We start from the raw sequence: 14,210 nt of genomic DNA, 5'->3' as shown, positions 1-14,210 counted from the left end.
AACATCGATCCAGAGGCTTTTATGTCTGCGCTTTTTACCCCGTTCAAACTTAAAGACGTCACCCTTCGCAACCGCATTGCGGTACCCCCTATGTGCCAGTACAGCGCCGTTGACGGCGTAAGCAACGAGTGGCATCGGGTGCATTACAACGCCCTGGCACGTGGAGGTGCAGGACTGGTGATCGTCGAAGCGACCGCCGTATCGCCGGAAGGACGGATCACCCCCGGATGCCTGGGGATCTGGAACGACGAGCAGGCAGAGAAGCTGGCGCAGATCGCGCGTGAAATTAAGGCCACGGGTGCGGTGCCGGGCATTCAGATTGCGCACGCCGGACGTAAAGCGAGCGCCAACAAACCCTGGGAAGGCGATGACCATATCGCTCAGGGCGATGCACGCGGCTGGGAAACCCTGGCACCTTCTGCGGTGGCGTTTGGCGCTAATCTGCCTCAGGTTCCCCATGAAATGACGCTGGACGATATTGCCCGCGTTCGCCAGGACTTTGCGGATGCCACGCGTCGCGCACGTGAGGCTGGCTTTGAGTGGCTGGAGCTGCATTTTGCTCACGGTTACCTGGCCCAGAGCTTCTTCTCGGTCCACTCCAATCAGCGTCAGGATGGCTACGGCGGAAGCGCCGAAGGACGCGGTCGCTTCCTGCTGGAAACAATGGCGGCTGCGCGTGAGCAGTGGCCGGAGAATCTGCCGTTCACCGCTCGCTTCGGCGTGATTGAGTATGACGGTCGGGATGAAGAAACCCTCTCAGAGTCGATTGCGTTGACCAAAAAATTCCGCGCGGGCGGGCTTGACCTGCTGAGCGTCAGCATTGGCTTCTCTACGCCGGACGCGAATATTCCATGGGCTCCGGCCTTCCTGGCACCGATTGCCGCTCGCGTGCGCGAAGAAGCGCAGATCGCGGTTGCCTCGGCGTGGGGGATCGATTCACCGCCGATTGCCAATCAGACCATCGAAAAAGGCGAGCTGGACCTGGTGATGGTCGGTAAGGCGCATCTGGCTAACCCACACTGGCCGTACCAGGCCGCGCTGGCGTTAAAGCAGGATCAGCCTTCCTGGGTCCTGCCTGCGCCTTATGCTCACTGGCTAAACCGCTATCGCGTTAGCGAATAATCGTAACATCGGCGGGGGCGTTGATCGCCCCCGCTATTGCCCGACCTAAATCTCCCGTCTTCCCCGTCCCGCCCATATCCGGCGTCAGTGCCTCTTTATACGCGCTGTTAGCCAGCACGCTTTCAATGGCTTTCACCACCGCAGCGGCGGCCTCATCGTGGCCCAGATGCTCCAGCATCATTGCGCCGCACCAAATCTGCCCGACCGGGTTAGCAATCCCTTTTCCCGCAATATCCGGCGCGGAGCCGTGTACGGGCTCAAAGAGGCTGGGAAAGGTGCGTTCCGGATTGATATTGGCCGACGGCGCGATGCCAATCGTCCCGGTACAGGCTGGACCGAGGTCAGAGAGAATGTCACCAAACAGATTGCTGGCGACTACCACGTCGAAGCGATCAGGATGCAGTACGAAGTGGGCCGTGAGGATGTCGATATGGTACTTATCCATTCTGACCTCAGGGTAGTGGCTACTCATCTCCTCCACCCGACCATCCCACCAGGGCATGGTAATGGCGATGCCGTTGGATTTGGTCGCGGAGGTCAGGTGTTTCGCCGGGCGCTTTTGCGCCAGCTCGAAGGCAAATTTCAGGATGCGGTCGGTCCCGGTGCGGGTCATCACGGTTTCCTGGATCACAATCTCGCGCTCGGTGCCGGGGAACATTATGCCGCCGACGCTGGAATACTCTCCCTCGGTATTTTCGCGCACCACGTAGAAATCGATCTCACCTGGCGCACGGTTCGCCAGCGGCGCTTTTACCCCGGCCAGCAGGCGGACCGGGCGCAGGTTGACGTACTGATCGAACTGGCGGCGAAACTGTAGCAGCGATCCCCACAGGGAGACGTGATCCGGTACGATCGCCGGCCAGCCAACCGCGCCAAAGTAGATAGCATCAAAGGATTTTAAGGTGGCAAACCAGTCATCGGGCAGCATTTTGCCGTGCTGCTGGTAATAGTCTGCGCTGGCGAAGTCGAACCACGTCCATTCAAAGGTGATACCAAACTGCGCCGCAGCGGCGTCCATCACCCTGACGCCCTCCGGCATCACTTCTTTACCAATACCGTCTCCGGGAATAACGGCAATTTTGTATGTGGCAGCGATCATAGCGGGCTCCGTGATAAAAAAGTGTTCAACCTGAGTACGGATTATTATTATGCAGAAATCGCGCGGTGGGTATCGATGGGAATGTCGCGAAAAGTAGAAAATTCAGCCGTTTTCCGGCTCAGAACGGAATTTTATGCGCACCTGGCTCAGCCAGGGCGCAGAGGAATACCGCGTTACTTTTTAGCTTCGCCGGGCATAAAAACTTTCAGGCAGCGATCGACGCCCTGCTGCATTTCACGCTTCTGAGCGGCACTCATTTTCTGATAGTGGGCAATGGCGTCATTGGCGGAGGCCACATCAAACTCCACCTTATTCACCGCGTAAGAGGAGTTTTCATTCGCGATCACCTCATTGAGCTTCTCTTTAAAGGCATCAGGCCCTGGCGGCACGCCAATATCATTGATCACCACGCAGGCGGCGGCGTAGTAGTGCGGGTCCGGCTTATGGGGTCTGAAATTAACGTAAAGCGCGACGGCGACGGCAATCACCAGAATAAGGGTGCTGAGGATACGGGTGTTGATCATAGCGGTGGTCCTGGGAAATGAAGCGGTAAAGCTTAGCGCTTCATGATGGGGGCAGCCAGTGATAATCACGCCGCTGTGCCAGCGGCATTCAGCGACCCTGGCGATTCATTGCACGGCGGCAGCCCGACCCGCGTTGCGCAGATGGCGTTGGCATGGATACGGGGTGAACCACCGTGCTGACAGGCTGCTTTATCAGCCCGCTGAGCGTAAGCGGGTCTACAGGCTGATATATTTCCTGAACAGGGCGCGGGTGCCATAAATAGGACCGGTTCCTACGATGGCATAGATCATTTTAATCAGGAACTGCGAGATGATAATCGACTTAATGACGTCGGCGCTCAGGGTATTATAGAAGGCCAGCGTGCAAAATATAATGCTATCAAGCGCGGCGGCAACCGTTGAACTGGCGATGACGCGAACAAACAGATAGCGCGAATGCATCAGGGCTTTTATTTTGCATAATAGCCAGGAGTTGACGTTTTCAGAGACGATATAGGCCACGGAAGAGGCAATCAGTACGGCAGCGATACTGTCAACGATTTCACTCCATGCCGCGCCCAGCCGCCACTCCTGCAGGCCCGGCAGCGCGGCAGTGACCATCAGGCCCAGCACAAATAATATATTGGCGATAAAGGAAAATATAATCGCTCTCCGCGCCAGCCGCAGGCCGTAAAATTCATTGAGGATATCTACCAGAATAAAAGTGAGCGGGTAAAGGAAAACGGCAGGTGGCACAATCATATGCAGCCAGGGAATATTGACGGGTTTTACGCCGGTGACCGTGCAGAAAATATAAATTACGCTAAGCGAGAGGGCGATAATCATATATGCAAACCATGAACGTTCACGCCGGTCCTTCATATCGTAGGCGGTGACGGTGTTTTCTCCGCCATACATCCGTCGGTAAACTTCCCTGAGTTCATTGCGGTTGAGATCCTCTGAAATCTCGCTGGTTTCCAGCTCGCCCAGCGGAACGCTCACTCTTTTTCCGGTGGAAAGTATCATAATATTTGCCCGAACCGCTTCTAAAGAGCGGCTGAACCCCAGCAGTTTATATATTTGGTTATCTGACAAAATAGCTTCCTTTTTACGCGATGCGCTCTTCGATCACGGTGCCAATTAATCGACTTTCTTCTCGGGGAATACAGCTGACGGAATCCGATAACGCACTGAGGTGAAATCCCTTTCCGGCAGAGTAGACCAGCGAGGGCTGATGATTATCAGGCAGGGAATACCGTTTGATGATCAGCGTGTCACCGGGAAAGAAGGTGTTACCGATCGACGTTTCCACCCTCATCCCAATCAGATTGGGACCCTCTGAAAAAGCCCAGGTGACGGGATAGCGCATGATCAGCTGACCCACCCGGGTCTCCATGCACGCTAGCAGGTCTGACTGCGGAATAAGGGGAATTGCGGCGGGATTCTTATTACCGTCGATGGACAGCAGATTATCAATTCTGTCCAGCTCCTCTATGGAGCAGTGCTCAATAACATCGCAGGCGACGCCAAAAAAATCCGCAATACGGGTCACGGTCGAGGGCTGCACCCGATTGATTTTGCCGTCGAGAATTCGATAAAGCGTGGTGCGCGTTACGCCAGCGCGTAACGCCAGTGAGGATTTATTCTCACCACGCTTTCTCATCATATATTCGATATTACTGATAATATTAGATTTTCTTTTTAGTGCTGAAGTTTTCATCAGTTGCGGAAATGCTGTTTTGTAAACGCTGTAGCACGACACTACAGGATGCAAAAAGGGTTTTCCACGTTAAAATTTAAGGGGATACGTGCATCTCATTTTTGATGTGTAAATAAAATCATCTAAAAACAATAATTTAGTATGTTTGTGGTCATTTTACCATGCTTTTTGAACACTTTATTGTTGACCAGATAACATGACTGATGCTTAACTGAATCATAAGGCGCCACAAAACAGAACCAGTAATTACCCTAACTAAAATAACGACATATGATCGTAACAAGCAAAACTTTTTAGCCACACCAGGGAAATTTTTTAAAGCCGTACTATTTAGCCCGACAGGCGGCGAGTGAGAATTCATTTGCGGTAGCGAAGCCGCGCAGGCCGCCCACCAGCACCGACATAAGCTGGGTACCGACCTGCTTCTCCGTCAGGCCAACGGTATCAAGCAAATCAAAAATCTCACGCGGATCAAAGAGGATATTCCACAGAAAAACCGCTTTATCGCCAATATCGGGAAGGTCCATTTCCCCCATGGCTTCCCTGAGTGCAGGGCGCACGGCATCAGCCTGCACCAGCAGATATTCAGCCCCTTCCCACAGCCGCTCGAGATAGCCCCGACGGTTACGCATCGGCACCATTGCGGCACCGCGTTCCCGTACCAGTTTTATCCAGTAGCGGCTGACGTTTTCCAGCTTCTCCAGCCCTGCACAGGTTTGTCTGCGGCTGAATTCCAGCAGCAGCAAACCCACATCATGACGGTAGGTGTTTAGCACTTCTTCAACAGAGGTAAACTGACGATAGGCGGTTGCGACGGAAACGCCCGCCTCGGCGGCAATTTCCGTCATGCTTATCGGATTTTCAGAGCGTTCAAAGAGCCTGGCCGCCGCCTGAATCAGGTTTTTACGATTTCGTTCTGTATCGCTGCGCATCATTTTTCCCGTCATTATCGATCCTTGTTAATCATCCCTTACTTAAGGCCAGCCAGCCCCCGTTTCAAACGGCGGACACCTTCGCTGATCGCCTCACTGCTGGCGGCATAGGAGAGCCGCAAATAGCCTTCGCCTGCGGCGCCAAATTCACTGCCTGGCCTGACGGCAATGCCCTGTTCACGCAGTAATGCCACCATATCAATAGCGGGTATCGGCAGCGAGTAGGAAGGAAAACAGTAAAATGCGCCTTCCGGCTCGTTTAGCGCCAGTTCCGGGATGGCCCTCAAGCCGGTCATCATCAGCTGGCGGCGTTCGCGGTATATATCATACATACGTTTGACGTCATCTTTACACTCCCGGATAGCAACCAGCGCGGCGCGCTGAACGGCACTGTTTACCGAGCCGTTTACGGTATTATGCACGCGTGCGGCGGCTTTGATCATCGCGGTGGGCCCCGCGAGGTAGCCGACTCGCCAACCGGTCATGGCATAACTTTTTGAAAACGTCTGGCAATAGATCGTTCGGCCTCTAAATTCCGGCACCTGGAGCACCGAGGTAAAAGGGCGGTCGGTAAAGACCAGATCGCTGTAGGCTTCATCGGCAATCACCCGCGTATCGTGAAAGGCCGCCCATTTAGCCAGCGCCTCAATTTCATCGCGACGGTGTACGATCCCGGTCGGATTGCCTGGGTTACAGAAGATAAACAGCTTTGCCCCCTCCAGCACCTGGCCCAGACGCGTCAGATCCCAGTGTAGATCGGCCCGGCACGGCATGGGCACGCATATGCCACCCGCCATATTGACCAAATCCGCATACAGGGAGTAGGTCGGATCGGGGATCACCACCCGGTCGCCGGGATTAACCATGGAGAGTATTGCCGCGGCCAGCCCGGCAGTGCCGCCGTGAGTGACCAGAATCTCGCCGTCGCCCACCGGATTACCGCTCTGCGTCGCGACCTCTTCTGCCAGCGCCTGGCAGAGCGCCTTATCACCCAGCAGGGGAGCATAGTGCGTATAGCCGTCGTTCAGGGCATCTACCGCTGCCTGCACGATGCGCGGCGGCGTTGCAAAATCGGGTTCGCCCATTGCCAGCGAGATCATATCGCCGGTTGAGGCCGGCTGCTGTACGCGTAGCGAGCTACGTTCAATGCGAAGTACCGCCTCAGCGGCTTTAAAATCAGGAACAGACATGGTTTTTACCTCTGCGTAATGTCGGGTTCAGCGGGCCTTTTCGCGCTCTGCCTGGCACGAAGGGGGAGCATTTTTCCAGCGGCTCACCTCGAGATCGCCGGAAATATCCCGCTGGTAGGTCGGTGCAACAATCAGTTCTTCAATGACCGTGCGTGACGGGAGGCTGGCGCAAAGCAGGATGGCTTCGGCGACATCCTCCGGCTGAACCATATTTTCGCGAATGTGCGCGTCGGGCGGATTGGCGCGGTTATCCATAATCGGCGTATTCACCTCGCCGGGCAGAATTGAGGTTGAGCGAATCCCCTCGTTGCGGAACGTGTTATGCAGATAGGTCATAAAATTTCGCACGCCAGCCTTGGCCGCACCGTAGGCTGCGCCGCCCAGCAGATTGGGTCTTAACGCGGCCAGTGAGGAGACGGTAATTATGGTGCCGTTCTGTTGACTGAGCATGGCGGGAAGGACCGCCTGGGTCAGCAGAAAAACCGCTTTCAGATTGACCTCCTGTACCTGGTCCCACTCCTCCTCTTCGATCCATCTGGCGTTAAGCGTCCTGCTGGCGCTGCCGGCGTTGTTAACCAGAATATCGACCCGGCCAAACTCGCCGATCGCCCAGCCAATCAGCGCGTCAACGTCGGACCTGCGGGCAATATCCGCCGCGAAGGCCCACAGCTGGCCCGGAGGGGCGTTATTGGTATTGAAATCACTCTTAACATTATGACTATTATGACTGTTTAGGTCGTTCTGCCCGTTATGCAAACCCTCGCTCAGTTCGGCCACCACCTCATCCAGCACCGCCTGTCGGCGTCCCACCAGTACCACGCGCGCGCCGCGCGCCGCAAAGGCCGCTGCTGCCGCCTTACCGATGCCACTACCGGCACCGGTGATAATCACAACTTTGTCCGTCAGTGATTGCATACTCGTTAACCCCTTTTTAAGTCGTTGCTGTCCACGCCGTAATCCCGTCGTGCACCTTCGTCGGTAATGTAGCCCTCCTGGAGATCCCAGAGGATGGCGCTGTGGCAGCGTTCGGCCACCGGCATTTTTCCGCCGCCGCCCGGCATCTGGATGGTCACCTCTTCGCCTGCGGGGATATCATGACGTCCGACCGGTTTGTCCAGCGGCTCGCCGCCGATCGCCACATAGTTAGGGGCGCCGGGTGCTGCGCCAAGCACGCCCTCAGCGGGATGCCGCTGCCGTGAATAAAACATGCTGTGCGATACCGGATAGCGGCTGGTGTTGCGGATAACCATGCGCTGCGCCACGCCGCCCCGGTAGCGACCCGCACCGCCGGAATCGGGCACAATCGCTTTCTCCAGAAACAGCAGCGGGGTGGCGGACTCGATCAGCTCCACCGGCGTTGAGGACATATTGCCGGGGAACCCGGTCACGATGCCATCCGCCGCCGGACGCGCGCCGGTTCCGCCATTCACACACAGGCTTTCAACGAAGCGCTGCCCGTCGTCAAACTGCCCGGCAAACACGTCGCAGGTGACCGGCGCGCTGCCGGAGTGGCCCATGACGCGGTCAGGCATAATATCGGCAAGAGCAGAGAAGATGGCGGCATGTGCCATATGCCCCACGCGGTTACGCATTTCAACCGCGCAGGGCGGACGGGCGTTGGCAATGGAGCCTTCCGGTGCGGTCACGGTAATAGATTTAAAGCAGCCCTCGTTATTTGGCAGGTTTGGCTCAAGCAGGCACTTCAGCGGATAGACGCTGTAGGCATAGGTGAACGACATGGGGCAGTTGCTGCCAAAGGGGGATTCCGCCGAGGATCCGGCATAATCAATCACGATCTCGCTGCCATTAACGATAACGGCCACGTTAAGGTGAATGTCTCCTTCATAATCACCGATATCGACTGCCGCTTCATAGCGACCATCCGGCACGGCCTCAATCGCCCTGCGCATGGCCTGTTCGGTCAGCGCATGAATCTTCTGTGCCAGCGGCGTAACCGAGGTGATATTCAGATCGTCCATCAACCCCAGCAGTCCGTTAGCACCCACCTGGTTGGCGGCCAGCATGGCATGCAGATCGCCCTCTACCCGATCGGGGGAGCGAACGTTAGCCAGAAAGAGATCGAGCAGCTGCTGGTTTACTTCTCCTTCGTGCATCAGTTTGCTGGGCGGGATCAGAAAGCCTTCCTCGAACATATCCCGCGATGAGCCCATATTCAGCGAGCCGCCGATATCCGACATATGCGCAGCCGACCCGGTAAAGGCGACCAGCTTCCCCGCGCGAAACACCGGGGTGACTACGGTGACATCATTAAGGTGACCCGTGCCCAGCCAGGGATCGTTGGTGATCAGGCTGTCCCCCGGCTTAAGGGTGTCGGCAGGGAATTTGGCCAGCAGATGCCGTACGGTGGCAGGCAGGGTGCCAATAAACACCGGGACGCTGGTTTTCGGCTGAGCCAGAGAGCTGCCGCTTTCATCCATCAGCAGGCAGGAGTAATCGCCCACTTCGCGAATGATGCTGGAGAAGGCCATATTGACCAGGGTGGCCGCCGCCTCTTCCGAAATGCTCACCAGCCGGTCCCAGGTGATGCGTAAGCCGATAGGATCGTCGAGAAACTGTAAATTATCAGGGGTTGCAGAGGTCATCAGTTCAGCTCCATCAAAATATTACCTTGCTCATCCAGCGAAGCCGTCGCGCCGGGACCAACATAAATCGCACACTCTTTTTCCTGGAGCAGCGCCGGGCCGGAGATGGCCTCACCCGCGACCAGCAGGCTGCGCGGGATCACGCGGCAGGGGCTGAACCCCTCCTCGCGACCGGAGTAAACCTGTAGCCTCTTCTCCTGCGCTTCGGGTTCCGCGTGATGCAGTCGATCGGAGGTGTTCAGCGCCGGCGGGGTCATCTGGACGCGGCCACGCCAGTTCACTACCTCCACCCCCTGACCGGGCAGGGTACGGCCAAAACGGGCGAAGTGCGCGGTTTCAAAGGCTTCGGTCAGCGCATGAACGTCGCCGTTCTCCAGAAAGCCCGCGGGCAGGGGCACGGTCAGTTCCGAACCCTGGCCGATATAGCGTACCCCGGCCAGTCGCTGCTGGCTGGCGCTGGCCGGATCAACATTGGCCGCGGCCAGCGTGCTGAAGGCCTCGTCAAACCCTTCGGCAAATACGGCCCGGATACGGGCGATATCCACATCCTGCTGTAAAGGGCAGCGATCGCTGCGAACAAAATCCGCGCTCGGTGGGGCAGTCAGTAAACCAAACGCGGAGTAGACACCCGCGCCATTAGGGAAACAGACGCGCTTTATGCCCAGATGTTTTGCCAGTGACCAGGCGTGGCTGGGGCCTGCGCCACCAAAGGCCAGCATGGTCATTTGTGAAGGGTTAACATTTTTCTCAACTGAATGGGTGCGCAGCGCCTCAGACATTTTGCTGTTCGCCACTTCATGAATGCCCCAGGCCGCATCTTCAATGCTCAGGCCCAGCGGCTCCGCGATCCGACGCATCGCCTGGCGCGCCGCCGACACGTCAAGGCACATCCGGCCACCGAGGAAGGCGTCCGGGTCCAGCAGCCCCAGCACCAGATTGGCGTCGGTGACCGTTGGGTGCTCGCCGCCGCGCCCATAGCAGGCCGGGCCGGGCCAGGCGCTGGCGCTTTCCGGGCCGATCTCCAGCAGACCCAGCGAGTCCACGCGGGCAATGCTGCCGCCGCCCGCGCCGATTTCAATCATATCCACCACCGGTAATTTGACCGGCAGGCCGCTTCCCTTAAGCAGACGGTCGGCGCGGCCCACCTCATAGTCGGTAGTAATCGAGGGTTCCCCGCCGTTAACCACGCAGGCTTTGGCGGTGGTGCCGCCCATATCAAATGCCAGCAGCTGTTTGATCTGATTACGACGGGCAAAGGCCGCGCTGGCGACGATACCGCCCGCCGGCCCCGATTCAATGATGCGGGTTGGGTAATCTGCCGCCACCTGCGGGGCCATCAGACCGCCGTTCGAGCCCATCACCAGCCACTCACAGGTGAAGCCCCCTTCGCGCAGCTTGTTCTCCAGGTTCGCCATATAGCGGCGGGCTTTCGGCTGCACGAAGGCGTTCATCGCGGTGAGCACGCCGCGATCGTATTCGCGGATCTCGCGGGAGACTTTATGTGACACCGAAATTGAGACGCCGGGCAGCGCGCGGCTGAGCAGCGATTCCAGCTGATTTTCATGTTCGGGCCAGGCATAAGCGTGCATACAGAGTATGGCCACTGCCTCATAGGCTTCTTCGCGCAGCGTGGCCGCCAGCGCCGCCACCTCTGCCGGATCAACGGCGGCGATGACCTCGCCCCGCGCGGTCACACGTTCGGTAATTTCATACGCCTGCGAACGGGGCAGCAGGGGCTGAGCGGGAGCGCCGTTCAGATCGTAGATGTCGTAGCGATATTCGCGTCCGAGCACCAGCACGTCGCGGAAGCCGCGGGTGACCACCAGGGCCGTTTTGGCGCCGCGCCGTTCAAGCAGCGCGTTGATCGCCAGCGTGGTGCCGTGCGTGAGGGTATGAATATCACTGGCTTTCAGTCCGGCAAGCGCTATCAGCTGCGTTAGCCCGGTATAGGCGCCTTCAGAGGGATCCTCAGGCGTGGTCAACGTTTTATGCCGGATCGTTTCGCCGTTACTGTCATTGATCAGCACCAGATCGGTAAAGGTGCCGCCGATATCAAACCCGATACGCCAGGGGGACGCATTTTTCATAATGACCTCAGAGTGCAGAGTGGATGCCGCAGCGTGCAGCCGTTATTCATCGGTAAGCGGTTTGCCGGCCGTTTCTTTCAGGTATATCGCGCTGATCAGAGTCAGGGCAGCGGTAAATATCACCATATAGCTCGGAATGCTGGCGATGCCGGTCAGGCCAATCAGCCACGTCATCAGCAGCGGCGCCGAGCCGCCGAAAATCACGGTGGAGAGATTGAAGCCAATGCTATAGGCGCTGTAGCGCACGTTGGTTGGGAACATCTCCGCCAGCGTGGCCTGAATGACGCCCGCATGACCGGCGAAGGCCAGCGCCAGCAGGATGGCCGCCATACAGGCCAGCGGCATCATACCCAGCGTCAGCAGCCAGAAGCACGGCCAGGCCAGCACCGCCATGGCGATGGCCGAGGCAATCAGCAGCGGACGACGCCCGAGGCGATCCGAGAGCCAGGCCATCATGGGAATAGCGGCGATGATGGTCAGCAAGCCGCAGGCGGTAACCATCAGACTTTGTACCTGCTGAAAATGCATCACTTTGTTCAGGTAGGTCGGCATATAGACAAACAGGATGTAGTATCCTGGCCCGTTAACGGCGGGCAGGGTGATGGCCAGCCCAATCGCTTTCAGGTGGCGCTTTGAGGTCAGGACTTCACGGATCGGGTTGCGCTTCACGCGCTGGCTGGCTTTCACCATCTGGAAGTGGGGCGTGTCCTGAATGCGGGTACGGATATAGACGCCGATCATCGCCATCGGGATCGCCAGAAGGAAAGGCACGCGCCACATCCAGCTGTTTACCGCCGCTATACCGAAAATATTGATCATGCTAACGATCAGCAGGCTGCCGAACAGCAGTGCAATAAAAGATCCCATCACCAGCGGCGACATCACCACTGCCCGTCGGTGATCCTCGGCGTATTCCGCCACAAAGGATCCGGCACCGGACACTTCGCCACCGGCAGAAAAGCCCTGCACGATACGCAGCAGAATTAACAGCGCGGGCGCGGCCCAGCCAATGGTCTGGTAGCCAGGCAGCAGCCCAATGGCAGCGGTCGCCAGCGAGATCATCAGCAGCAGAATAGCCAGCAGCTTCTGACGGCCCAGACGATCGCCAAGGTAGCCACAAATCAGCCCGCCAAAGGGCCTGACCACAAAACTGACTGTGAACCCAAGATAGGTCAGCATCAGCCCCGCATCGGTCATGCTTTTATCGCTGGCGGAGAACACCAGCACCAGCGAGCTGACCAGTAACCCGTAAATGCCGTAATCGTACCATTCCACAAAAGATCCAACGCCGCCGGCGAGCGAGGCGCGGCGTACGACGTTATTTTTCGTCACTCCATTCCGTGGCAACGCGTAACGCATGGGTACTGCATGTGATTTATTCATCGTTTTGCCCTGTGTACGTGTTGAAAAGCGGCCGGGCCTGCTGTCGAAAGCCGGTCGTGGTGGTGTTGTTATTGGTATTGACGGGTCACTTCTGCCGTCATTTCTGCTTCACGTCTCGCGACCTCCTTCACGGCCAGCAGCACCGCTTCGGCGCGCCAGAGCGGGATAATGATGATGCCGTCATCGTCGCCAACCACAATGTCCCCGGCGGCGCAGACCACGCCACCGAGCGCCACGGGTTCACCGATGACGCCCGGCCCATTTTTAAACGGACCGGCGGGCGTAATGCCGCGGCTGTAGGTAGGAAGGCCGGTGGCGGCAATGACTTTGCGATCGCGTACCGCGCCGTCAATGACCTGAGCGGCTGCGCCTGCATGCTGGAAACGCTGCGTCAGCTGCTCACCTACCAGCGCCCGGTCGGTGTGACCCTGACCGTTGATCATCACGACGTCGCCCGGCTGGATAACATCCAGTGCTTTAATCACCGCGGCGTTATCGCCGGGCGTGACCAGCACCGGCAGCGCAAAGCCGACAAAATGCATGCCTTCACACAGCGGAACGATGCCGGCGTCACACATATTTAGCCGCTCCATCGCATCGCCGATGTTAGCGACGGGGAAATCAGCAAAGGTGGCCAGCCATTTTTTATCCGGGCGTTGCCAGGTTTGAGAAATACGAATTTCAGCGTTTTCCAGTGACATTTCTGTTGCCCTCAAAGTGAAAAGAAATTATCAACTGAGAATCTTTTATCATTTTAAAAATTACAATTGCAACGTATTTTTTTTGACCGTTGAGGCGATAAGCGAGACGGGGTTTATTGATGTCCGTTCTGTGTGATTTATAATAACTTGTTGTATTTTAATGATTAAATAATTTTAATTGAGTGGTTTTTTGCGGAATTTTATATTTATTACCTTTAATTTATTAAAGTGATGGCTCTCATAGTGTTTACTTATAATAACTTTTGATTCAGCGCACAAAATAAGTGCGAAAAAATCATTTATAATGATCCTCCTCACATTTATGGTGCAAAGAAAAACTGACTTTAAATTAATGTCTGTGCAGTTCGCTATTTGTCGCAGAGAAGAGAATTTTTTTGACTCGATAATGGCACCAATATAGTGCATAGCCTTTGCCGCCGAAGATTTGCGCGCTGGTGGCATCAGGGACGTTTGCTGTCGTTGCGGTGATACGGGGCAAAGCCCTGCCTGGCATCTGGGATGTTTGCTGTTGTTGCGGTGATACGGGGCAAAGCCCAGCCTGGCATCAGGGATGTTTGCTGTTGTTGCGGTGATGCGGTGCAAAGCCCTGCGGGGACCGTTGTCACGCGGACACGCCGCAAGCACGTCCGTGTGGGCTCGGCTCGCGCATCCCTGCGCTCGACGGTCCGCTCAGCCAACGGTCCCCGCCTGGCCTCGGGCTACGTCATCGCTGTTAAAAATCTCGCCATGCCCAGCCTGGTATCTGGGATGTTTGCTGCCGTTGCGGTGATACGGTGCAAAGCCCTGCGGGGACCGTTGTCACGCGGACACGCCGCAAGCACGTCCGTGTGGGCTCGGCTCGCGCATCCC

The 14,210-nt window shown here is 57.0% G+C and carries 12 protein-coding genes; 1 reads left to right on the top strand and 11 read right to left on the bottom strand.

The features are described from left to right. The first annotated feature begins 21 nt into the window (after nt 1–21). Nucleotides 22–1,122, top strand: coding sequence for an NADH:flavin oxidoreductase/NADH oxidase (locus A1830_RS12880; protein ID WP_067706897.1), 1,101 nt, complete (start codon nt 22–24; stop codon nt 1,120–1,122). On the opposite strand, the gene A1830_RS12875 is transcribed toward A1830_RS12880, so the two are convergent. The 11 genes from A1830_RS12875 to A1830_RS12825 form a co-directional block, all read right to left on the bottom strand. Next, nucleotides 1,112–2,221, bottom strand: a complete 1,110-nt coding sequence (locus A1830_RS12875) for a tartrate dehydrogenase (RefSeq protein ID WP_067706457.1) — start codon at nt 2,219–2,221, stop codon at nt 1,112–1,114. The genes A1830_RS12880 and A1830_RS12875 overlap by 11 nt on opposite strands. 173 nt (nt 2,222–2,394) lie before the next feature. Next, nucleotides 2,395–2,745 carry a beta/alpha barrel domain-containing protein gene (locus A1830_RS12870; RefSeq protein ID WP_067706454.1) on the bottom strand — a complete coding sequence of 117 codons (351 nt, stop codon included), beginning with the start codon at nt 2,743–2,745 and terminating at the stop codon, nt 2,395–2,397. 216 nt (nt 2,746–2,961) lie between these two features. Continuing rightward, nucleotides 2,962–3,819: a queuosine precursor transporter gene (locus A1830_RS12865; protein WP_067706451.1), complete on the bottom strand. Its 858-nt coding sequence runs from the start codon at nt 3,817–3,819 to the stop codon at nt 2,962–2,964. 13 nt (nt 3,820–3,832) lie between these two features. Further along, complete coding sequence (locus A1830_RS12860; protein WP_231877626.1) at nt 3,833–4,390, bottom strand: helix-turn-helix domain-containing protein; 558 nt, start codon at nt 4,388–4,390, stop codon at nt 3,833–3,835. A 380-nt stretch (nt 4,391–4,770) separates the two neighbouring features. Then, the gene (locus tag A1830_RS12855) at nt 4,771–5,391 is read right to left on the bottom strand and encodes a TetR/AcrR family transcriptional regulator (protein ID WP_082804167.1); all 621 of its coding nucleotides are present in this window, start codon (nt 5,389–5,391) and stop codon (nt 4,771–4,773) included. A gap of 23 nt (nt 5,392–5,414) precedes the next feature. Next, nucleotides 5,415–6,566 carry a pyridoxal phosphate-dependent aminotransferase gene (locus tag A1830_RS12850; RefSeq protein ID WP_067706445.1) on the bottom strand — a complete coding sequence of 384 codons (1,152 nt, stop codon included), beginning with the start codon at nt 6,564–6,566 and terminating at the stop codon, nt 5,415–5,417. Between the two features lie 27 nt (nt 6,567–6,593). Then, nucleotides 6,594–7,481 (bottom strand): SDR family oxidoreductase, encoded by an 888-nt coding sequence (locus A1830_RS12845; protein WP_067706442.1) that lies wholly within the window; start codon nt 7,479–7,481, stop codon nt 6,594–6,596. Nucleotides 7,482–7,486: 5 nt separating this feature from the next. Beyond that, nucleotides 7,487–9,169 (bottom strand): hydantoinase B/oxoprolinase family protein, encoded by a 1,683-nt coding sequence (locus tag A1830_RS12840; RefSeq protein WP_067706440.1) that lies wholly within the window; start codon nt 9,167–9,169, stop codon nt 7,487–7,489. Further along, the gene (locus A1830_RS12835; RefSeq protein WP_067706437.1) at nt 9,169–11,256 is read right to left on the bottom strand and encodes a hydantoinase/oxoprolinase family protein; all 2,088 of its coding nucleotides are present in this window, start codon (nt 11,254–11,256) and stop codon (nt 9,169–9,171) included. The genes A1830_RS12840 and A1830_RS12835 overlap by 1 nt, the downstream gene beginning before the upstream one ends. 42 nt (nt 11,257–11,298) lie before the next feature. Next, a complete protein-coding gene (locus tag A1830_RS12830) occupies nt 11,299–12,588 on the bottom strand; it encodes an MFS transporter (RefSeq protein ID WP_231877625.1) in 1,290 nt (429 codons plus the stop codon). Nucleotides 12,589–12,707: 119 nt separating this feature from the next. Beyond that, nucleotides 12,708–13,340: an RraA family protein gene (locus A1830_RS12825; RefSeq protein WP_067706431.1), complete on the bottom strand. Its 633-nt coding sequence runs from the start codon at nt 13,338–13,340 to the stop codon at nt 12,708–12,710. Nucleotides 13,341–14,210 lie beyond the last annotated feature (870 nt).

The organism is Erwinia sp. ErVv1 (assembly GCF_900068895.1).
In the GTDB taxonomy this organism is placed as follows: Bacteria; Pseudomonadota; Gammaproteobacteria; order Enterobacterales; family Enterobacteriaceae; genus Erwinia.
Note: the sequence above shows the minus strand (reverse complement) of the source record. Positions and strands in the feature narration are given on the sequence as shown.